Here is a 19,603-nt window from a genome sequence, read left to right on the forward strand (position 1 = left end):
TTGGTGAAGGGCTAGAGTTAACAGTGCTTACGCGGTGTTGTTTGGTGAATGTCTGGGCTGAGAGAATGGCTAATAAGATGTTCAAGTGTTCCAAAATGACACACTGAAAATGCTCAGAAGTGGAACAGGTATGGAATTACAGACTTTACATAACAGTGATTGGTTAGCGTCATCTTGGACCCGAAGTCGAGAAGCAGGCTTAAGAGAAATAAAAAAGCCTGATGATGTTGTACTCACCGGGGCCATTATGGAGCAGAGACGATTTGATGCGCAGCATGTTATTGAAGCGGTAGAAGAATGCGCTTTGCCACTGTTCAATCAAGTGTTTGCGCGAAGTGATAGCCGTTTGCTTCTAACCGATGCCGAAGGTGTGATTGTCGCTAGCTGGGGGCAAGACAGATTCCGCGATAAACTGACTGCGATTGCTCTTAGCTCAGGTGCGTGTTGGCAAGAACGTTTAAAAGGCACGAATGCTATCGGCACGGCACTGCATGATAAAAAAGCCGTGACTGTCGTGGGTAACCAGCACTATATCAAGCATCATCGCTTTATTAGCTGTTCTGCAAGCCCGTTACTGAATCATAAAGGTGAGTTAGTGGGTGTTTTGGATGTGACGAGCGAGCAAGCCGAACATGATGTGACAGCACAACTGCTGGTTCAGAATATGGTGCAACTGGTTGAAAACCGTTTGCTCTCACAGATTCCTGAAGGCGTGACTCAGATAGACCTAGCAATGGATAAATCCGTTCTTAGCTCTGGCTGGCAAGGCATTATCATCGCCAACGAAGGGGGGCAAATCGTCGCACATAATCAACTGGCCTCTCAATTGATCGCGACTCCAAGCCTTTTAGGTGCTTCCATTGATCAATTACTGGATGAGTCAAAAGAAAGCGGTGGCCTGGTGTTTGAGCAGCGTGCTTTAAGAAAGAAACGTCCTCGTAGTAAGTTAGTGAGTGAGTCTAGCGATCTCCACTTCGGTGAACACCGTATTGAAACCGCTTGGCAACAAGCGAATCGAGTATTGGGAAAAGACATTAGCCTTCTCATACTGGGTGAAACGGGGGTTGGAAAAGGCGAGTTTGTTAAAGCGCTGCACAAAAACAGTAATAGACGAAAAGAGGCGCTAGTGACGGTCAACTGTGGTGCATTGCCTAAAGACTTGATTGAGTCCGAACTCTTTGGACACGCGCCAGGAGCATTTACTGGTGCAAGTGCAAAAGGGTATTTAGGGCGTATTCGTCAGGCCGATAAAGGTATTTTATTCCTGGATGAAATCGGTGAAATGCCGCTCGAATCTCAGTGCCGTCTGCTTTCTGTGTTACAGGAAAAGGTCGTGGTGCCCGTTGGTTCTACTGAAAGTCACTGTGTCGACATCCAAATCATTGCTGCTACCCACCAAGATTTAGAAACACTAGTCGCGCAGGGCCTATTTCGGCAAGATCTGTTCTATCGACTCAATGGCCTTGTCATTAATCTACCAGCTTTAAGAGAAAGACAAGATAAACAAGAGATCATTCATGCTATCCATACTAAGCATAGTGAGGGCCAGCAGGTAATATCTCCGGCACTTCTTACCTTACTCAGTCATTATGATTGGCCTGGTAATTTACGAGAGCTCGATAATTTGCTCAAGGTCAGCTGTTTGATTGGAGGGGATGAAGAGGAACTCCGTTTAGAGCATATTCCAAGCCACCTCGCTAAACTCTTGCTTGAAAAGAGTGAAAATGCACAAAGCGTGCATAGTTCAACGGATTTGAAGTCGGCGGTGAATAATACTCTTATCGATGTCTACAATGCCCATGATGGGAATATCAGTAAAGTGTCCCGCGTATTGGGTGTCAGTCGTAATACGATATATCGCAAACTTAAAGCATTGGGGATGATTCGCTCAAAGAAATAGCCAGTTGTAATGTGACGTTAAGTGAGTTTAGGACTGCATATTTGCACAAATTATAAACTTAACGATTATAAAAAATTGATATACATAACCTTATGTTAGTTTACATCTTGCGAATGGTTATGAAGAGTTTATCCTGTGCGCAACTATATTCCATGTTTCCGTTAGGGATAAAACCTTGTCTAGCCTATCAAACCAAGAAGTCAGCTTTGGGAGCGATGAGTTCATCGTCTCTAAGACTGATACACAAGGACGTATCGTATACGCTAACCGCGTTTTCATGCGAGTGTCAAACTATCCAGAAAGTGCTCTATTAGGGCAACATCACAATATTATTCGCCATCCAGATATGCCACGCGGTGTGTTTCATGGCTTATGGGAAACGCTAAAGTCGGGCGAAGAGTTCTTCGGGTTTGTAAAAAACACCACGTCAGACGGTGGTTACTACTGGGTATTCGCCAATGTCACCCCAGATTACGAAGATGGCAAGCTTGTCGGCTATTTTTCAGTGCGCCGTACCGTTCCTCGCCGAGCTAAAGAAGAAATAGAAAAAATCTATGCTGAAATGAATGCGATTGAGCGTAGTACCGAGCGTGGCGCTGCGCCTGCGGCATCATGGAATGCAATGGTGGCGAACGTAAAAGAGCTTCACGGCGTGAGCTACGAAGAGTTTATTATCGATTTGTATAATAAACACCGCTAAAGGAGAGGACACGATGGAAAAACAACACGCCAGTAAGAATGTGCCTCTTTTACGGCAGAAATTTCTGATCATCTGTATTGTATTTGTTATCGCGATTTTAACCATGTACGCGTTCAGCGTGTACTACCATGGTTTCACCAGCTATGAAGCAGTGATTGTTGCCTTTGCTGTGATGTTCGCGGTTTACGCGTATGTGGATTACACACGCCCATTGGCAACGTTAGATCGTATTCATAAAGCATTAGTCTTGGCAAAAAGCGGCAAAACGCACGTACGTATTACTGAAACAAAAGGCTTGGGTGAAATAGGTTTTGTGGCATGGGCGCTCAATGACTTTCTCGATATTATTGAAACCAACTCAAGAGAGCTGGCGAACAGCTTTGAAGCGACGGGCAAAGGTAAGTACTACCGTAAGCTGATGCCAGATGGCATGCCGCAAGACTTCGCCAATACAATGAAAGAGGTGAACGAAGCGATTGAGTCGATGCATCAGGTGAATATTTTTGGTCGACAAAATCGACTGAAGAGTGAGCTGCACCGAATCAATACCAGCAACCTGCTTGGCAACCTGAAAAACAACCAAGCAGAGTTGGTTAACCTGTCGAGTAAAATGGATGACGTGCTGAATATTGCAACGCAAAGCCGAGATGGTGCAGAAGAAAGTCGAGAGCTGGCAGAGAAAATTCGCGTGGCGTTAGCAAGCATGACATCTTGCATGCAAAGTATGGAGTCTACGGCCCAAGCCTTGGGTGAAGAGAGTGGCCGCATTTCTGAAACCATCGATGTCATTACCAATATTGCTGAACAGACAAACTTGTTGGCACTTAATGCCGCGATTGAAGCAGCTAGGGCTGGTGAAGTCGGGCGTGGGTTCGCTGTGGTTGCGGACGAAGTTCGTTTGCTTGCAGACAGGACGCGACAATCTACACAAGATATTAGCCAAACCATCCACTCGCTGACAGGCAGAATTGATGAAGTCGTATCGCAGACGAGTGAAGTTGCTGAGCAAACCAGCATTGTTACGACTGAAGTGGAACACTTCCACGACAGTTTTGATAAGGTAGCCATTGCATCGGAAGAGACAATTCAGTTAGCGAATGCGACCAAAGATATGTCATTTGCTTCTCTGGTTAAACTTGATCACATTGTGTACATGCAAAATGGTTACATCGCGTTAGAGAAGAATGGTCAAGGGGCAGAAGCCGATGCGGTTAAAGTGGATCACTTTAATTGCCGCCTAGGTCAGTGGTACTACAATGGCCAAGGGTACGATTCTTTCCGTCATTTGAGTTCTTATAAACGTATGGAATCAAGCCACGCAGCCGTTCATGCCAACGTTCATGCAGCGATGGATTTGGTTAAGCAAGATTGGCTGAATGATGATGAAGTACTGAGTGAATTACTCGCTTCGGTTGAAAAAGCCGAAGATGCAAGCCTTGGGGTTGTCAATGCAATTACGGATGTGGTTGCAGAAAAACACGCAAGATAAACGTCGAGGTTTGTACCAAACCAAGTAGACAAAAAGGAGTACTCAAAGTACTCCTTTTTCATTGCGACTTTTTCAGAGCACAGCTTTATAAACCACCGTCTTGTTGTGCCTTCTTTACCAGTGCCTGACGTTGAGTTTCCTTCTCAGATACCAATTCATTTTCCTTTTTTAATTTGTATTCCTCAGCTTGTGGAACAAAAACAAAGTACTTATTAATAGTCATCGTAGAACCTCAGTTAACCAATTTACCTTCCCTAAGAGGAGAGGACACGCCTCTATGCGTATCGCGGATTTAAAATATAGGAGGGCCGCTTGAATGGCATCCTCCGTCATCGAGTAGAGCTAGGAGTAGTGCATGGTAGTACGACTCACCCTGCCTCCACCTTAAAATTCAATGTATCTGCAACAGCCTGACAGGGGGTTATGATCCACTGCTTTTTGCTTTTCAAGCAGAATAAGGGGCGGAATTTTACTCGATCATAAGAGAAGATGGAAAGAGGTTTTGTTGAAAAACTAAGCGAAATATTTTCTGTCCGCTAGTTTTACTTCAGGAAAGTCAGGGGTAAAGGAGTCAGTTTGCCACTGCTTTGATGGCCTGCTCAATAGACGTAAACTGTATTTTAATGATACAAACCTGAGCGTTTGCAAACTCATGCTCTTGGATAAGAGAGGTAACTTGCGAGACACTTAATCTAGTTTCACAAAGTTGAAGTGGCTGCTCTTCATTTTTAATATCAATGAGATAAGTTTGACCTTCGCAGTCAATTAGCTTATCGCGTTCTTGCAATATCATCTCATTGCATTCACACATGAATGCCTCGTGATCGGCAATGTAGATTAGCTCATCATCTCCGTCGAGCTTCAATATTCCTGGCCAATGGACCATCTTTTTCCCCTCAGTTAGACCATACAAAAACGCACTACCTGAGTAGTGCGCTTTAACGTTAAACAAACAGCGTTAAATTGTGCGAATTAAACGTCGTAAGTCGTAGACGCTGTATCGCCGCCTGTACCTGTCCAGTTAGTGTGGAAGAATTGGCCACGTTCTTGGTCGATACGCTCGTATGTGTGAGCACCGAAGTAGTCACGTTGAGCTTGCAGTAGGTTCGCTGGAAGACGAGCTGTTGTGTAACCGTCTAGGAACGTTAGTGCAGAAGTCGTACATGGCATTGGGATGCCTGCTTCTAGAGACTTAGCTGCCACTTTACGCCACGCTACTAGGCTGTTTTGTAGGATGCCTTTGAAGTAATCATCAGAACCTAGGAATGCTAGATCTGGGTTAGCTTCGTACGCATCACGGATGTTACCTAGGAACGCAGAACGGATGATACAACCACCACGCCACATTAGCGCAACGTTACCGTAGTTTAGGTCCCAACCGTTTTCGTTAGACGCTTCGCGCATTAGCATAAAGCCTTGAGCGTAAGAGATGATCTTAGACGCTAGAAGAGCCTGACGTAGCGCGTCAACCCATTCTTGCTTATCACCTTCAACTGGCGTGATTGTCTTGCCGAACAGTTTCTCAGCTTCAACACGTTGGTCTTTCAGTGCAGACAGGCAACGAGAGAATACAGATTCAGAGATCAGCGTTAGAGGAATACCTAAGTCTAGCGCGTTGATACCCGTCCATTTACCAGTACCTTTTTGGCCGGCAGTGTCTAGGATCTTCTCTACTAGAGGTTCACCGTCTTCATCTTTGTAGCCAAGGATGTCAGCTGTGATTTCAACAAGGTAGCTGTTTAGTTCAGTTTTGTCCCACTCTGCAAACACAGCCTGCATTTCGTCAGCAGACATACCAAGGCCATCTTTCATGAACTGGTAAGCTTCCGTGATCAGCTGCATGTCGCCGTATTCGATGCCGTTGTGAACCATCTTAACGAAGTGACCTGCACCATCGTTACCAACCCAGTCACAACAAGGCTCGCCAGCGTCAGTTTTTGCAGAGATACCTTGGAAGATAGGCTTAACCGCTTCCCAAGCTTCTGGAGCGCCGCCAGGCATGATAGATGGACCAAAACGTGCACCTTCTTCGCCACCAGATACACCAGTACCGATGAAGTGGATGCCTTTTTCGCGTAGTGCAGCAACACGACGGTTTGTATCTGGGTAGTTTGTGTTACCACCGTCGATGATGATGTCGCCCTTATCTAGTAGAGGGACTAGAGCTTCGATGAACTTGTCTACAACTTCACCTGCGCGAACCATTAGCATCACTTTACGTGGCGCTTCTAGCTTTTCTACTAGTTCTTCTAGAGAGTATGCACCGATGATGTTAGTGCCTTTCGCTGGACCTTCCAGGAACTCGTCTACTTTAGCTGCAGTACGGTTGTGAGCCACCACTTTAAAGCCGTGGTCGTTCATGTTTAGGATAAGGTTTTGACCCATAACTGCTAGGCCAATTACACCGATATCACCTTTCATTATTTCTCTCCAATTTTCTTTAATGGATGCGCAACCGTACTAAACGATTTTTGCTGCTGCATCTGAATCTAGGTACCACTCTGTTTCGCCAGCTTTAGACTGAACTTTCGCCGCTGGGTAAGGCAACTCGCTTGCTGGAGTGGTATGAATCTCGTGGACGATCTCAACTTTACCTGCACCTAGTACTAGGTAGCTGATTCGTTTTGCTGCTTCTAACACTTTCGCGGTCTTAGACACACGAAGTTGGCCAGACTCTGGATGAGACGCAACAAGAGACAAGTTCTCGTCTGCGTAGTCAGTCTGACCTGGGAATAGAGAAGCAGTATGACCGTCAGCACCAACGCCCAATAGGATCCAGTCAAATACTGGTGTGCCATTTTCACAAGGAATGACGTCAGCCATCTCTTTTGCAAAGCGCTCAGCTTCGCCCTGTGGATCATTTTCACCAAGGATACGGTGAATGTTCTCAGCTGGTAGGTTTACTTTGCTAAATAGCAGCGTGTTTGCTTCACCGTAGTTACTTTCTGCATCATCCGGTGCCACGCAACGCTCATCACCCCACCAGAAGTGAAGGTTTTGCCATTGGATAGACTCTGCGTAAGGCGCAGAGGCCAGAAGCTTAAACAGCATCTTAGGCGTGCTGCCGCCAGAAAGAGAGATGTGAACAGGTCGGCCTAGCTCGCTGAACGCTTTCATATCGTTCGCTAAGCTTTCTACAACTTGTTCCGCTGTATTAAAGATCTTGTGATTGATCATAATTCGCAGTAGTCCGTGTCAGTTAGGTTTTTACAAGGGAAGCGCCAAGCGCGGTTGTCGCGTTGCAGTAAATCGTCTGCTTCTTTTGGTCCCCATGTACCACATGCATAGCCAAACAGTGCTTGTGGATCTTGTTTGAAGTCTAGAATTGGTTGAACGTATTTCCAGCAGGCTTCAACCGCATCGCTACGCGCAAACAAGGTAGCATCGCCATTTAATGCGTCAAGTAGAAGGCGCTCGTACGCGGTTAGCATTTGCGTCTCTTCAAGAGAAGTGTAGTGGAAGTTCATTTTCACTTCTTTGGCATTAAAGCCAGCCCCTGGCTCTTTCAAGCCAAAGCTCATCTGAATACCCTCATCAGGCTGGATGCGGATAATCAGCTTGTTCTCCGGTGCGTTCTGACCAAACACCGGATGCGGTGTAGCTTTAAAATGGATAACCACTTCAGTGACGCGAGTCGGCAGACGTTTACCCGTACGCACGTAGAATGGTACACCATTCCAACGCCAGTTGTTGATGTGCGCTTTCAAACCGATGTAAGTTTCGGTACGTGAATCATCTGCTACACCATTTTCTTCGCGGTAGCCTAATAGGTGCTGCCCACGAACATCGGATGCCGTGTACTGACCAAGCACAAGGTCCTTACGCAGATCGTCTTCTTCAAGCGGTTTAAGGCATTGAAGCACTTTTACCACTTCATCACGCATAGAGTCCGCATTGATTTGCGCTGGTGGTTCCATACCAACCATTGCCAATACTTGAAGCAGGTGGTTTTGGAACATATCGCGCACAGCACCAGAATTATCGTAGTAGCCGCCGCGCTCTTCTACACCTAAAAATTCCGCGCCAGTGATCTCTACGTAATCAATAAAGTTGCGGTTCCACAGTGGCTCAAACATCGCGTTTGAGAAGCGGAACACAAGCAGGTTTTGTACCGTTTCTTTACCCAAGTAGTGGTCGATACGATAAATCTGATGTTCTTGGAAGTGCTCGTGGATTTCTTTATCTAAAATACGTGCTGACTCAAGATCGTAACCAAACGGTTTTTCAATGATTAGTCGTTTCCAGCCGTCTTCTTCGCTGTTCAAGCCGTGTGCTGCAAGGCTAGCGGGAATAACGCTGTAAAGGCTTGGAGGCGTCGCTAGATAGAATAGCGTATTGCGTTGCTCGAACTGGTATTGATCAGAGAGTTGATCGAGACGAGTGCTTAGCTTGCTGTAGTCTGCGGTATCAGAGGTGTTGATGGCTTGGTAATGCAGATGATTAATGAAAGCGTCGAGTATTTCAGGCTCAGTTTTTTCCATCTCCTGAAGTGACTTCTTCAGTTTTTCGCGGTAAGACTCATCACTGTATTCAGTACGGCTTACACCCAGAATGGCAAAATTTTCTGGGAGCTGCTTACTCGCGTAGAGGTGGTACAAAGCTGGGATCAACTTACGATATGTTAAGTCACCCGAAGCACCAAAAATCACGATGCTGCTATTTTCTGGTATTACCATCATCTTTCCCTTTAAAAACGAGGTAGTTATTCTGCGCCTGTGTCAGGCTCTAAAGTGCTGCCAACCTATCAGCGGCACTGAAATATTCAAAACTGGTCTTACCTATTGCTTTGATAGGTAAAACTAAAAAAATGCTTAGGCAAAAGTAATATCTGTGCAATTGTGGATGCAGAAATATAGAGACTATTGTCAATTCGGCAGCGTATTGTCCATGAGTCTTTGATATACATCAACCTTTTGTGACGCAATCGATTAAATAATGACTTGTTTTTCAGTAACTCACTGATAGATAAAGGGTTGGTTGATGTTGTTAAGATGTTGAAAATTAGAGTTAAAATTCTAATTTGGTGGCGCCGTCAGCATCTAGAATAAAGATTTAAGATATTGCTTAACTTTATCTATATGTGCTTGCCTATCAAACATCGTTTTTTGTTCAGTACTTAAGAACAGCTCTGCATATTTTTGATCCAGCTCTTTTTCTAGGAACAACAAGTACAACTTAGGATCAATGTGACCTGAGGTCGCCATCTTAGTCATGATACTGATCGATTCAGTAAGGGTCTTGGCCTTTTTGTATGGTCTATCACTTGATGTCAGCGCCTCAAAGACATCGGCGATCGCCATTACTCTTGCTGGTAAGGAAAGGTGCTGTTCTGAAAGCCCTTTCGGATAGCCCTGGCCATCCATGCGCTCATGATGCCCACAGGCAATTTCGGGTACATTTTTGAGATGCTCAGGATAGGGGAGCCGCTGTAACATCATCATGGTCTGTATAATGTGGTCATTAATAATAAACCTTTCTTCGTCTGTCAGTGTACCGTGCCTGATAGATAGATTGTAAAGCTCGCCGCGGTTGTACTTTAGCTCTCCGGGCTCAAGCACAAAGGGTTCAGACCACATATCTTTCGGGCTAGCACCTTCTGGCCAAGCGATTTGATGGATAGGTTTATCACTTAACAGTGGCTCCATGACAGGTAACGGAACAGGTTTGCTTGCTCGCTCCTTTTCAAGCCAAGAAACACCAAGCTGATCGTCAAGTGTGCGTTTCCATTGGTATTGGCTGATTGAATAAAGCCTGTCAATGTCGTGGGGATCCATTGACTCACGGCCTATATTGCACTGGGCTACGAACGCAAAGTCTTCATCAAATTGTTGGTGTTTTTTGTTCAGTGTCTGTTGTAGCTCTGTCTTTTCTCTCCCTTCAGAAACTCCTTTCCAATAATCGATTTCTGCCTGGGCTTTCAACAGTTCAAAACGCATGCGTATCTCATGAATTCGGTCGTAGATAGTCTCAAGCTTGGTTGCTTTATCAATCACGTACTCTGGTGTGGTGACTTTGCCACAATCGTGCATCCAAGACGCAAGGTACAACGCTTCCCAATCGTTTTTGCTCATCGTAAAGGTAGGGAAATGCTTGTTATCTTCATCTGCCGCTTTTGTTAGCATTTCACTTAGCTTAGGAACGCGTTGGCAATGGCTACCAGTGTACGGAGATTTTGTGTCTATGGCGGAGGCAATAAGTTCGACAAAGGCATTAAGCATTTCTTTTTGTTCGCGAATCTTATCGATGTTTTCTTTGGCCAGTTCAGCGAAGCTTAAAAGTTCTTTTAAGAAAGCATGTTTATCACTTTGTGAGGCGGTAATGGCTCTCTCATATCCTAATAAAAGAACTCCAACTAACTGCTGATTCCTATTGATCAGTGGGAACATAAAAATGTCGGTGTTGTAGAGCGTCTCTCGGTAACTGGCTACGCAGTTATCGTTGCGTCTGATGTGGATCATCTCCCCTTTTGATAGGTCTTTCTGTATCCAAGCCGTTGAGCCAAGGAACTCATTCAAATCGATTTTAAAAGGAATGATGGCGTGGTTAGCCGCAACATCGAATTCCGACGTTTTGGCGTTTTTGGTATAGAGGACGATCGTTTCAGCCTTCGTCACCAGATAGCTTTGATGGGTAATCGTTTTGGCCAAAACAGAGAAGTCTTGATTGCTGGCGGTTTCTCGTAACAGACCTAATAAGTCATGCAGTGTGTGTTCCATTAATTCAATCGATTGGGTGAGATCCGCGACTTCTTTTATGACGCTTTTGGGGTAACGGGTTTTCTTAAAATCAAACCGTGCAATGCTGTCTGTCTGTAAGACGAGTTTTTTCAATGGTCTAGATAGCCTTTGGGCCACAAACCAAACCACAATGATACTGACCGCTAGCAGCGCCAGCGCCACCTTTACTTGTCTGTCACGCATCGAAAATAAATTAGCCAATAGATCTTCTTGTGGCGTTACTTCGGCAAGAAGCAGGCGCGTGTGCTCATTTAAGTTTACAGGTGTCATGGTCAGTGACCAAGTGTTCATCTCACCAGTGACTTTTTTGTAGAAGGGGCCAGCAGAAACGCGCTCGAAAATAGAGGAAAACAAGCTATTACTGAGTTCCTGACGGACTTGTGGTACATTGGCTCCCAAGCTGACATCGACTTGGTGATGAGCCAGAACGGTGAACTGGTTATCAAACAGAATGAGCTTACTGTTGGTAGAGTTTCCGAGTTTGCTGATTTGTTGGGAAAGAGCGTCAAGAGTAAAGTCGGCTCCTACTACTAATCTTCCATTGTGAGAGCGCCTAGAGAGCGTGACTCCACTGGTTTCCAAAAAGTAAAAGAAATAGGGTTCCGTTAGCCTTATTTTTCCGTCAATACTTGCGTTAACAAACCAAGGCCTGAGTCTAGGGTCAAACTTGTTGTCCATTGACTCCCTAGCCGCAACCTGCTGGTAGCTACCATCCATAAAATAATAGCGGTCGAGGCCATTAACCGACGTTGTATGCACCATCAGATTTGCTTTTTCTGGTGCGTTGAATCTTTTCCTGTCTTGATTGCTTCTGAGCGATCGCAGTAAGGTGAGATCGCCGTGCTCATTAGCGTAGTAAAGAGCCGCTAATTCAGGGTTACGTTCAAAAATTAGGTTTACATACTGCAGAAAACGTCGTTCCTCGACTGGGGAGGGGTGTTGCTCGACCACTTGGCTCATCGCTAAGAAATCCAAGGCAGTCAAAATAGGGCCAACTTTTTGCTGAAAGGTTGACTCCAGTTTGAAGCTATTCTCTTTACCGACTTCCTGAGCACTGCTTGCGAGTAGCTCTTGGGCATGGCGGTAACTTATCGCAATCAGCACCGAGCCGACGATCGTCGTCAGAATCAAGAATAAACTCGTGATGTGGATGCTGAGAGAATAGCGACGTATTTTCATATCTAATCCATTTATCAATGACCTATTAAGTATTATTCAATATGTCGATCATGCAAAAGTTATAGTCAGAAAATAAACTATGAGTGTTGGGTCCGTGGCTTTTTCACGGATGTTTAATTTGCTTTGAAGGCACCAACGGGGATAGGCTAAAGGCATTGCAGAGAATGGAATTGGTTAGTCGCGAGATATGAAATTAGTCATTGATACCCACACTCACACTTATGCCAGTGGTCATGCCTACAGCACATTGATTGAAAATGCGAGATTGGCGAAACAAAATGGCTTAGAGATGTTTTGTACCACCGATCACGCAGAGTCTATGCCTGGTGCACCTCATTATTGGTTCTTCTCTAACCAGCGAGTGCTGCCCCGTTTTCTTGAAGGCGTTGCCGTCATTCGAGGTGTAGAATCGAATATTCTGAACACCGAAGGTGAGGTTGATATTCATCCCTCAACCGATCGTAACCTAGATTGGGCGATCGCCAGTTTTCATGAACCTGTGTTTCGACCCGCAAATAAAGAAACCCACACACAAGCATTGCTGAATGTGATTAAGGGTGGTCGTATTGATGCACTAGGACATTTAGGGAATCCAAACTTTGACTTTGATTTTGAGCGAGTTTTGCAGTGTGCCAAAGACCATAACGTAGCCATCGAAATCAATAACACGACGCTTAAGGGCAACAGCCGAGTTGGCAGCGTAGAAAGGTGTTACGACATTGCGCAGATTGGTAAAGATATCGGCGTTTACTTTACCACAGGTAGCGATGCACACTTTTGCCACGATGTGGGCAACCTAAGTCTTGTGGCTGAGTTGTTTGAGAAAGTGGGCGTAGATAAGCAGAAAGTGATTACTCACAGCTGCCGTCAATTTTTAGAGTTTTTGGAGCTTCGTGGCAGGGCAACGATACCTGAATATCAAAGTTTATAGTTTGAAACAAAAATGTTGCTCAACTTTAAGTACGAAATTCAGTAAAATGACGTTTTTTACAGCCCAACAAAGAAGAATATTACAATGAGAAAGTTAATCCCAGCTCTGGCTATTTTTGTTTCTGCTCATACATTTGCGGCAGATGTTGACCTGAAAGCAAATATGAAGCAGATGAAAGTGGAGTTTAAACACGCTGCTGAAGCTACAGAAATCACAACGATGAAAACGGCGATTGAGAACCTGTCTAACCTGGTTGAAGAGTCTAAACGTGGTGAGTACGCGCCAGAAAAATTCGACATTTATTTAGAAGGCTTCAACAAGCTGTCCGTTGCGTTAGATTCTGTTGAATCAAAACTTGAAGCGGGTGATATTGATGCAGCTAAAGCAGAACTTAAGCAAGTTGACTCACTGCGTGAAGAGTACCACGACAAGAAAAACCCAAGCATCTGGAGCAAGTTGTTTGGTTAATCTTGAATGTCTATGGCTCTGGTAGTGCTTAAAAACTGAGCTTTACCACAAAGTCATGACCGTGGTTGAGTTTTAGAGAATTAATTACGGAAATTGTTACTTACTCGTTATATATTTGAGTTTCGTAATGAGAGAGTGACGATGACACGTAACCCCCGCTTTAACTCAGCCATGTTATCAGCAAGCGCCCTAAGTTGGGTGCTTGTTACGTTGATGCCTGTGATCAACGCTCATGGCGCCAGTGCGGGTGTCTGGGCGACACTGTGTACCATCAACGGTTTTGAGTTGGTACAGGTTGAAGAGGGTAACGTTGAAACCCAGCACAGCAAACCTTGTCCATTCAGTCATTTCTCGAGTTTTCACCAAGATTCACTTCCAACACCTCTCTACACTGCACGACACACACTGACCGTAGTCGAGTCGTACGCTTTTTTGGCTCTAAGCGTGCGCTACCAGATTGCTGTCCCGCGTGCGCCTCCTATGGCATTCTCATTACCATCTATGTTTTACACCCACCTCCCTTTGTTATTCCAGTTTCTCCGCTAACGCATCACTCACATAATCAATAAACGCTCTTAATCGTGCAGGCATATACTTAGTTTGCGCGTATTGCATCGCCACTCCGCCGTGGTAGTTACTTTTAATGGTCCAGTTGGCTAACACGGGCACCACTTCGCCACTTTTTTATCGCATCTGCAATCACGAAATCGTGGAAGATGCCAATTCCCAACGCGTTCTTAACCCCTGTTAGACGCATTTGTGAGTGGTTAACCGCGTATCGGCCAGAGACGGAAACCGAGTGAAACTCATCGTCTTTGAAGAAATCCCAGATATGGTCGCGGTCATTTTCCGCCAAATAAAGGCAGTCGTGCTCGACAAGTTGATTTGGATGAGACGGCATGCCACGTTGCTGAATATAGTCTGGGCTAGCACACAGAACCAAGTTGGTGCTGCCGATCTCTTTGAGCACCAAATTCTCGTCGGGTTTGTCAGTCAGCTTAAACGCAATATCTATGTTGTCGCGGATCAGGTCGATTTCGCCGTCTGCGACACGCAACTTGAGTTGGATATCTGGATATTGCTTAAGAAAGGGAACCACAAAAGGTTGCAACACTGAGTTTAAAAATGCTTCTGGCGCCGCCACAGTTAACGCGCCGCTTATTTCGGTGTGGTCAGAAACGGAGAGTTCCACCGCTTGTTTCGCCGCATTGACCATAATCACCGCCTGATCATAAACCTGTTGCCCAGCTCGAGTGATAATTAAGGTGCGAGTGGTGCGCTCAAACAGCTTCACCGACAAGGATGCCTCCAAACGCGTCACCATCTTACTCAATGCGGAAGGGGTGACTTCGAGTTTTTTCGCCGCTGCGGTAAAGCTGCCTTCTTCCACGATCAGAATAAAACTTGCCAAATCAGGGAGAAGGGCAATCAGCTTCATGTTGTTCATAATATTTGCTGTTAACTACGCCATTAATTGTGTCTAGTAGAGCTTATTTGTGCCTCAGATTCAATAATGTTTTTCCACCCAGTGGGATAATGGATTCACGACGCTTCGTTTACACTTAAGTTAATTCACTGTAGGCACGAAGCCGCAGCATTAACGCAAGCATTGAGCTTAATAATTATAACTAGGAAGGAATTTGAAATGACTTCTGCATTCTACGAACAGATTCAAAATCAGATCGAAGAAGTAAAGGCTGAAGGCCTATACAAATCAGAGCGCATCATCACATCTCAGCAGCAAGCGGCTGTTAAAATCTCAACCGGTGAAGAAGTTCTTAACTTCTGTGCGAACAACTACCTTGGCCTTGCTAACCATCCTGCATTAATCGAAGCAGGCAAAGCAGGCATGGATGAGCACGGTTTTGGTATGGCGTCTGTTCGCTTTATCTGTGGTACTCAAGACATCCACAAAGAACTTGAACAAAAGCTTTCTAAATTCCTAGGCAAAGAAGACACGATTCTTTACACCTCTTGTTTTGATGCAAACGCAGGTCTGTTTGAAACCATTCTAGGCAAAGAAGATGCAATCATTTCAGATGCTCTGAACCACGCGTCTATCATCGACGGTGTTCGCCTATGTAAAGCGATGCGTTTCCGTTACTCAAACAACAACATGGAAGAGCTAGAGCAGCAACTTATCGCTGCGAAAGAGGCGGGTGCTCGCCACATTCTAATCGTCACTGATGGCGTATTCTCTATGGATGGTGTGGTAGCGAATCTACCTGCTATTTGTGATCTGGCAGAGAAGTACGGTGCATTAACGATGGTTGATGATTCTCACGCAGTCGGCTTTATGGGTAAAACCGGTGCAGGTACGCATGAGTTCCACAACGTTGTGGATCGCATTGACATCATCACTGGTACGCTGGGTAAAGCTATGGGTGGCGCGTCAGGTGGTTACACGTCTGGTAAAGCTGAAGTGATTGACTGGTTGCGTCAGCGCTCTCGTCCTTACCTATTCTCTAACTCTGTGGCTCCTGCGATCGTTAACGCATCTATCCGTGTACTAGATCTGCTTGAAGAAAGCGGCGACCTGCGTGACCGTTTATGGGAGAACGCAACACACTTCCGCGCTCGTATGACAGAAGCTGGCTTTACGCTTGCAGGTGCAGACCACGCGATCATCCCAATTATGTTGGGCGATGCGAAAGTAGCGGCAGAATTTGCTGAGCGCGCACTAGAAAAGGGCATCTACGTTGTCGGTTTCTCTTTCCCAGTAGTACCAAAAGGTCAGGCTCGTATTCGTACACAGATGTCAGCGGCGCACTCCCGTGAGCAACTAGACCGCGCAATCGACGCGTTCATTGAAGTTGGTCGTGACATGGAGATCATCAAGTAATGAAAATCAAAGCACTTTCGAAACTAAAGCCTGAAGAAGGCATTTGGATGACTGAAGTGGACAAGCCTGAGCTTGGCCACAACGATATTCTGATCAAAATTAAGAAAACCGCGATCTGTGGTACCGACGTTCATATCTACAACTGGGATGAATGGTCACAAAAGACGATTCCAGTACCTATGGTTGTCGGCCATGAATACGTAGGTGAAGTGGTTGGTATCGGCCAGGAAGTTCGCGGTTTTGAAATTGGTGACCGCGTTTCTGGCGAAGGTCACATCACTTGTGGTCACTGCCGTAACTGTCGTGGCGGCCGTACACACCTATGTCGTAACACTGTGGGTGTGGGTGTAAACCGTGAAGGTGCATTCGCAGAATACCTTGTGATTCCAGCATTCAATGCATTTAAGATCCCTGACGAGATCTCTGACGACCTAGCGTCTATCTTCGACCCGTTCGGTAACGCGGTACACACTGCGCTGTCATTCGACCTCGTCGGTGAAGACGTGCTGATCACTGGCGCTGGCCCGATCGGCATCATGGCGGCAGCGGTTGCGAAACATGTTGGTGCGCGTCACGTGGTGATTACTGATGTAAACGAATACCGCCTAGAGCTAGCACGCAAAATGGGTGTGACTCGCGCAGTGAACGTTGCTGAGCAAAAGCTTGAAGACGTTATGGCTGAACTTGGCATGACTGAAGGCTTCGACGTAGGCCTTGAAATGTCAGGCAACCCATCAGCGTTTAACTCAATGCTGACGACGATGAACCACGGTGGACGTATCGCGCTACTGGGTATTCCACCATCAGACATGGGTATTGATTGGAACCAAGTGATCTTCAAAGGCTTGGTGATCAAAGGTATCTATGGCCGTGAAATGTTCGAAACCTGGTACAAGATGGCTTCATTGATTCAGTCAGGCCTAGACCTAACACCAATCATCACTCACCACTACAAGATTGATGATTTCCAGAAAGGTTTCGACGTGATGCGCAGCGGCGCTTCAGGCAAAGTTATCCTTGATTGGGAATAATCAATCTCCCTGTTCAGCCAACAAATGCGCGTAAAATACTGACACATTAGTCACGCTATATACAAAGCCCGCCTAATTCGGCGGGCTTTTCAATTCGGATCGATTAATTGCTTTGTGCGATCTGTGAGTATTGTCTAAGCAAGTCCGTCAAGGTAGTCACCCATTCCAGTGCGTTTTTAGGGCTCTGTTTCACGATGATTTCCACGTGATTACAGTGGGTTTCTAATGGAATAGCTCTTTCAAGATGGAACGATACCGAATAGAAGTGCCAAAGTAACAGGCGCTGCATACGCTGAATATTCTGCTGTTTGTTCTCAGACTCTTCAAACAGGGCGGGTAGTTCACTTAACGCGATGGCGTTCATTCTTAACATGGCGTCAAATTGTGCTTCTTGAAGCTTGTCTTCTGACGTTGTTTCTTCTTGATCAAATGTGAACAGTTCCGTCATGGACTCTTCAGGAACCAGTCTGTGAACCATTCTTAGGCTCAGTTCCTCGAGCTCTTCGCGAGAGGTTTGTGAAAGAGAAGCGTAAGTATAGTCGCGTTGCATTGTCGTTTCTCGAACTTTTAAATGGCTGCGTATTGTAAACCCATTCATAGCAAAGGTGCGAGCAAGAAATAAAAAGGCCCCACGGGGTAGTGGGGCTTATAGTTGTAATTGCTTTAACTAACTGACGTTGTTAGGGGAAGTCGTTGAGGGCACGTCAGGCCACTCACCATTAAGGCTAGAACTCTATTTTCAATACACCAAACAGTTATGTTAATGAGAACGATTTTAGTTTGATCGTTTTGAAGTTGATTCACAATAAATGGGACAAGTTACATATTTGATGTCAATAAAGTGTGATGCACATCACTATGTAAAAGTAATCGAATGTAAGCTGGTTATTGATTAAACAGTTGAACGTTTGCTTAAAAATATGTGATGAATATCTATTTTTCTTCGTTATACTTCCCGCCCGGTTAAGAGCAAGCGCTCTACCAATACAAGCCGTCACAAGGAAAAGTGAATGACCCCACGGACCGGACCAGCTAACAATCCAATGCTTGTAGAGGTTATCTTCAATGAATGTTTTATTTGGCTTAATCGGTATCGCAGCACTGCTAGGGTGTGCAGTATTGCTATCAGAAAGTCGCAAGTCGATTAATTGGAAAACAGTGTCGCGTGCATTGTTACTTCAAGTTGGTTTCGCCGCTTTAGTGCTTTATTTCCCTTGGGGGCAGGCAGCACTAACCAGTTTAAGTAGTGGTGTTTCTAGTCTATTGGGCTTTGCTGATGAAGGTATCGGCTTCCTATTTGGAGACTTAGCCAATACTGGTTTTATTTTTGCTGTTCGCGTTCTTCCTATCATCATTTTCTTCAGTGCCCTCATCTCCGCCCTTTATTACTTAGGTATCATGCAAAAAGTCATCGAGTTTATCGGTGGTGGTATTCAAAAATTCCTTGGTACTAGTAAAGCTGAATCTCTCGTTGCAACTGGTAACATCTTCCTTTCTCAGGGTGAATCTCCTCTTCTTGTTCGTCCGTTCTTATCTCGTATGACTCGCTCTGAATTGTTCGCTGTAATGGCTGGTGGTATGGCTTCGGTAGCGGGTAGTGTACTGGGTGGTTATGCTGGCTTAGGTGTGGAACTTAAATACCTAATCGCTGCAAGTTTTATGGCGGCGCCAGGCAGCTTGATGATGGCAAAGATCATTGTTCCTGAACGCGAAACGCCAATTGACCAATCTGATATTGAGATGGACAAAGCGCAAGAGAGCAACGTGATCGATGCTCTGGCAAGCGGTGCAATGAACGGCATGAAAGTGGCTGTTGCTGTTGGTACTATGTTGATTGCCTTCGTAAGTGTTATCGCGATGGTGAACACTGGCCTAGAAAGCCTCGGTGAAGTTGTGGGCTTTACGGGTGTGACGTTACAAGCTCTATTTGGTTATGTCTTTTCTCCTTTAGCATGGGTTATCGGTGTGCCAGCACACGAAGTGCTAGCAGCAGGTTCATACATCGGTCAAAAGATTGTAATGAACGAGTTTGTTGCCTTTATTGATTTCGTCGAGAATAAAGCAATGTTGTCTGAGCACAGCCAAGTGATCATCACTTTTGCATTGTGTGGTTTTGCCAATATTGGTTCGATTGCTATTCAGCTTGGCTCGATTGGTGTGATTGCTCCAGAGCGTCGCTCAGAAGTTGCAAATCTAGGTATTAGAGCAGTACTTGCAGGCACATTGGCTAACTTAATGAGTGCGTGTCTGGCAGGTATCTTTATCCTGATGTAACTAAATTTGAACCTCATCAATTATTGTATAGCCCGGCTGCCTTGGTAGTCGG

Annotated in this window: 16 protein-coding genes and 1 pseudogene; 9 read left to right on the forward strand and 8 right to left on the reverse strand. The window is 45.4% G+C overall.

Annotated features, from left to right (window positions below):
* The first annotated feature begins 130 nt into the window (after window positions 1-130).
* The 3 genes from VNE01S_RS09535 (at window position 131) to VNE01S_RS09545 (ending at window position 4,089) form a co-directional block, all read left to right on the forward strand.
* Window positions 131-1,900, forward strand: a complete 1,770-nt coding sequence (locus tag VNE01S_RS09535; protein ID WP_053395033.1) for a sigma-54-dependent Fis family transcriptional regulator — start codon at window positions 131-133, stop codon at window positions 1,898-1,900.
* A gap of 175 nt (window positions 1,901-2,075) precedes the next feature.
* A complete protein-coding gene (locus VNE01S_RS09540) occupies window positions 2,076-2,600 on the forward strand; it encodes a PAS domain-containing protein (RefSeq protein ID WP_053395032.1) in 525 nt (174 codons plus the stop codon).
* Between the two features lie 13 nt (window positions 2,601-2,613).
* Window positions 2,614-4,089: a methyl-accepting chemotaxis protein gene (locus tag VNE01S_RS09545; RefSeq protein WP_053395031.1), complete on the forward strand. Its 1,476-nt coding sequence runs from the start codon at window positions 2,614-2,616 to the stop codon at window positions 4,087-4,089.
* 85 nt (window positions 4,090-4,174) lie between these two features.
* On the opposite strand, the gene VNE01S_RS19450 is transcribed toward VNE01S_RS09545, so the two are convergent.
* The 6 genes from VNE01S_RS19450 to VNE01S_RS09570 all read right to left on the reverse strand — a co-directional run bounded on the left by VNE01S_RS19450 (window position 4,175) and on the right by VNE01S_RS09570 (window position 12,005).
* Window positions 4,175-4,312, reverse strand: coding sequence for a hypothetical protein (locus VNE01S_RS19450; RefSeq protein ID WP_169773942.1), 138 nt, complete (start codon window positions 4,310-4,312; stop codon window positions 4,175-4,177).
* A 348-nt stretch (window positions 4,313-4,660) separates the two neighbouring features.
* Window positions 4,661-4,975, reverse strand: a complete 315-nt coding sequence (locus VNE01S_RS09550) for a DUF4144 family protein (protein ID WP_053395030.1) — start codon at window positions 4,973-4,975, stop codon at window positions 4,661-4,663.
* Between the two features lie 86 nt (window positions 4,976-5,061).
* Window positions 5,062-6,510, reverse strand: a complete 1,449-nt coding sequence (gene gnd / locus VNE01S_RS09555; RefSeq protein WP_053395029.1) for a decarboxylating NADP(+)-dependent phosphogluconate dehydrogenase — start codon at window positions 6,508-6,510, stop codon at window positions 5,062-5,064.
* A gap of 39 nt (window positions 6,511-6,549) precedes the next feature.
* Window positions 6,550-7,266 (reverse strand): 6-phosphogluconolactonase, encoded by a 717-nt coding sequence (gene pgl / locus VNE01S_RS09560; RefSeq protein WP_053395028.1) that lies wholly within the window; start codon window positions 7,264-7,266, stop codon window positions 6,550-6,552.
* Complete coding sequence (gene zwf, locus VNE01S_RS09565; protein ID WP_053395027.1) at window positions 7,263-8,765, reverse strand: glucose-6-phosphate dehydrogenase; 1,503 nt, start codon at window positions 8,763-8,765, stop codon at window positions 7,263-7,265. The genes pgl and zwf overlap by 4 nt, the downstream gene beginning before the upstream one ends.
* Window positions 8,766-9,128: 363 nt before the next feature.
* Window positions 9,129-12,005 carry an HD domain-containing phosphohydrolase gene (locus VNE01S_RS09570; protein WP_053395026.1) on the reverse strand — a complete coding sequence of 959 codons (2,877 nt, stop codon included), beginning with the start codon at window positions 12,003-12,005 and terminating at the stop codon, window positions 9,129-9,131.
* Between the two features lie 187 nt (window positions 12,006-12,192).
* Between VNE01S_RS09570 and VNE01S_RS09575 the strand changes: the two genes are divergently transcribed.
* The 3 genes from VNE01S_RS09575 to VNE01S_RS09585 all read left to right on the forward strand — a co-directional run bounded on the left by VNE01S_RS09575 (window position 12,193) and on the right by VNE01S_RS09585 (window position 13,950).
* The gene (locus VNE01S_RS09575; RefSeq protein ID WP_053395025.1) at window positions 12,193-12,936 is read left to right on the forward strand and encodes a phosphatase; all 744 of its coding nucleotides are present in this window, start codon (window positions 12,193-12,195) and stop codon (window positions 12,934-12,936) included.
* 84 nt (window positions 12,937-13,020) lie between these two features.
* Window positions 13,021-13,404 carry a cytochrome b562 gene (locus tag VNE01S_RS09580; RefSeq protein ID WP_053395024.1) on the forward strand — a complete coding sequence of 128 codons (384 nt, stop codon included), beginning with the start codon at window positions 13,021-13,023 and terminating at the stop codon, window positions 13,402-13,404.
* A gap of 141 nt (window positions 13,405-13,545) precedes the next feature.
* Window positions 13,546-13,950 carry a hypothetical protein gene (locus tag VNE01S_RS09585; RefSeq protein ID WP_053395023.1) on the forward strand — a complete coding sequence of 135 codons (405 nt, stop codon included), beginning with the start codon at window positions 13,546-13,548 and terminating at the stop codon, window positions 13,948-13,950.
* Here the strand turns inward: VNE01S_RS09585 and VNE01S_RS09590 are convergent.
* Window positions 13,930-14,851: pseudogene (locus VNE01S_RS09590) on the reverse strand (LysR family transcriptional regulator). The gene VNE01S_RS09585 and the pseudogene VNE01S_RS09590 overlap by 21 nt on opposite strands.
* Before the next feature lie 198 nt (window positions 14,852-15,049).
* On the opposite strand from VNE01S_RS09590, the gene VNE01S_RS09595 reads away from it, so the two are divergent.
* Window positions 15,050-16,246, forward strand: a complete 1,197-nt coding sequence (locus VNE01S_RS09595; RefSeq protein WP_053395021.1) for a glycine C-acetyltransferase — start codon at window positions 15,050-15,052, stop codon at window positions 16,244-16,246.
* Window positions 16,246-17,277 carry an L-threonine 3-dehydrogenase gene (gene tdh / locus VNE01S_RS09600; RefSeq protein WP_053395020.1) on the forward strand — a complete coding sequence of 344 codons (1,032 nt, stop codon included), beginning with the start codon at window positions 16,246-16,248 and terminating at the stop codon, window positions 17,275-17,277. The genes VNE01S_RS09595 and tdh overlap by 1 nt, the downstream gene beginning before the upstream one ends.
* A gap of 103 nt (window positions 17,278-17,380) precedes the next feature.
* Here tdh and VNE01S_RS09605 read toward each other — a convergent pair whose 3' ends face one another.
* A complete protein-coding gene (locus tag VNE01S_RS09605) occupies window positions 17,381-17,827 on the reverse strand; it encodes a hypothetical protein (RefSeq protein ID WP_053395019.1) in 447 nt (148 codons plus the stop codon).
* Window positions 17,828-18,342: 515 nt separating this feature from the next.
* Between VNE01S_RS09605 and VNE01S_RS09610 the strand changes: the two genes are divergently transcribed.
* On the forward strand, window positions 18,343-19,551 hold the full coding sequence (locus VNE01S_RS09610; protein WP_053395018.1) for a NupC/NupG family nucleoside CNT transporter: 1,209 nt from the start codon (window positions 18,343-18,345) through the stop codon (window positions 19,549-19,551).
* Window positions 19,552-19,603 lie beyond the last annotated feature (52 nt).

The organism is Vibrio nereis NBRC 15637, from assembly GCF_001591105.1.
In the GTDB taxonomy this organism is placed as follows: domain Bacteria; phylum Pseudomonadota; class Gammaproteobacteria; order Enterobacterales; family Vibrionaceae; genus Vibrio; species Vibrio nereis.

Excerpts from the sequence above, each read along its gene's own strand:
- VNE01S_RS09535 (WP_053395033.1), top strand. The coding sequence starts at position 131 with ATGGAATTACAGACTTTACATAACAGTGATTGGTTAGCGTCATCTTGG.
- VNE01S_RS09545 (WP_053395031.1), top strand. The coding sequence starts at position 2,614 with ATGGAAAAACAACACGCCAGTAAGAATGTGCCTCTTTTACGGCAGAAA.
- VNE01S_RS19450 (WP_169773942.1), bottom strand. The coding sequence starts at position 4,312 with ATGACTATTAATAAGTACTTTGTTTTTGTTCCACAAGCTGAGGAATAC.
- VNE01S_RS09550 (WP_053395030.1), bottom strand. The coding sequence starts at position 4,975 with ATGGTCCATTGGCCAGGAATATTGAAGCTCGACGGAGATGATGAGCTA.
- gnd (WP_053395029.1), bottom strand. The coding sequence starts at position 6,510 with ATGAAAGGTGATATCGGTGTAATTGGCCTAGCAGTTATGGGTCAAAAC.
- pgl (WP_053395028.1), bottom strand. The coding sequence starts at position 7,266 with ATGATCAATCACAAGATCTTTAATACAGCGGAACAAGTTGTAGAAAGC.
- zwf (WP_053395027.1), bottom strand. The coding sequence starts at position 8,765 with ATGGTAATACCAGAAAATAGCAGCATCGTGATTTTTGGTGCTTCGGGT.
- VNE01S_RS09570 (WP_053395026.1), bottom strand. The coding sequence starts at position 12,005 with ATGAAAATACGTCGCTATTCTCTCAGCATCCACATCACGAGTTTATTC.
- VNE01S_RS09575 (WP_053395025.1), top strand. The coding sequence starts at position 12,193 with ATGAAATTAGTCATTGATACCCACACTCACACTTATGCCAGTGGTCAT.
- VNE01S_RS09580 (WP_053395024.1), top strand. The coding sequence starts at position 13,021 with ATGAGAAAGTTAATCCCAGCTCTGGCTATTTTTGTTTCTGCTCATACA.
- VNE01S_RS09585 (WP_053395023.1), top strand. The coding sequence starts at position 13,546 with ATGACACGTAACCCCCGCTTTAACTCAGCCATGTTATCAGCAAGCGCC.
- VNE01S_RS09595 (WP_053395021.1), top strand. The coding sequence starts at position 15,050 with ATGACTTCTGCATTCTACGAACAGATTCAAAATCAGATCGAAGAAGTA.
- tdh (WP_053395020.1), top strand. The coding sequence starts at position 16,246 with ATGAAAATCAAAGCACTTTCGAAACTAAAGCCTGAAGAAGGCATTTGG.
- VNE01S_RS09605 (WP_053395019.1), bottom strand. The coding sequence starts at position 17,827 with ATGCAACGCGACTATACTTACGCTTCTCTTTCACAAACCTCTCGCGAA.
- VNE01S_RS09610 (WP_053395018.1), top strand. The coding sequence starts at position 18,343 with ATGAATGTTTTATTTGGCTTAATCGGTATCGCAGCACTGCTAGGGTGT.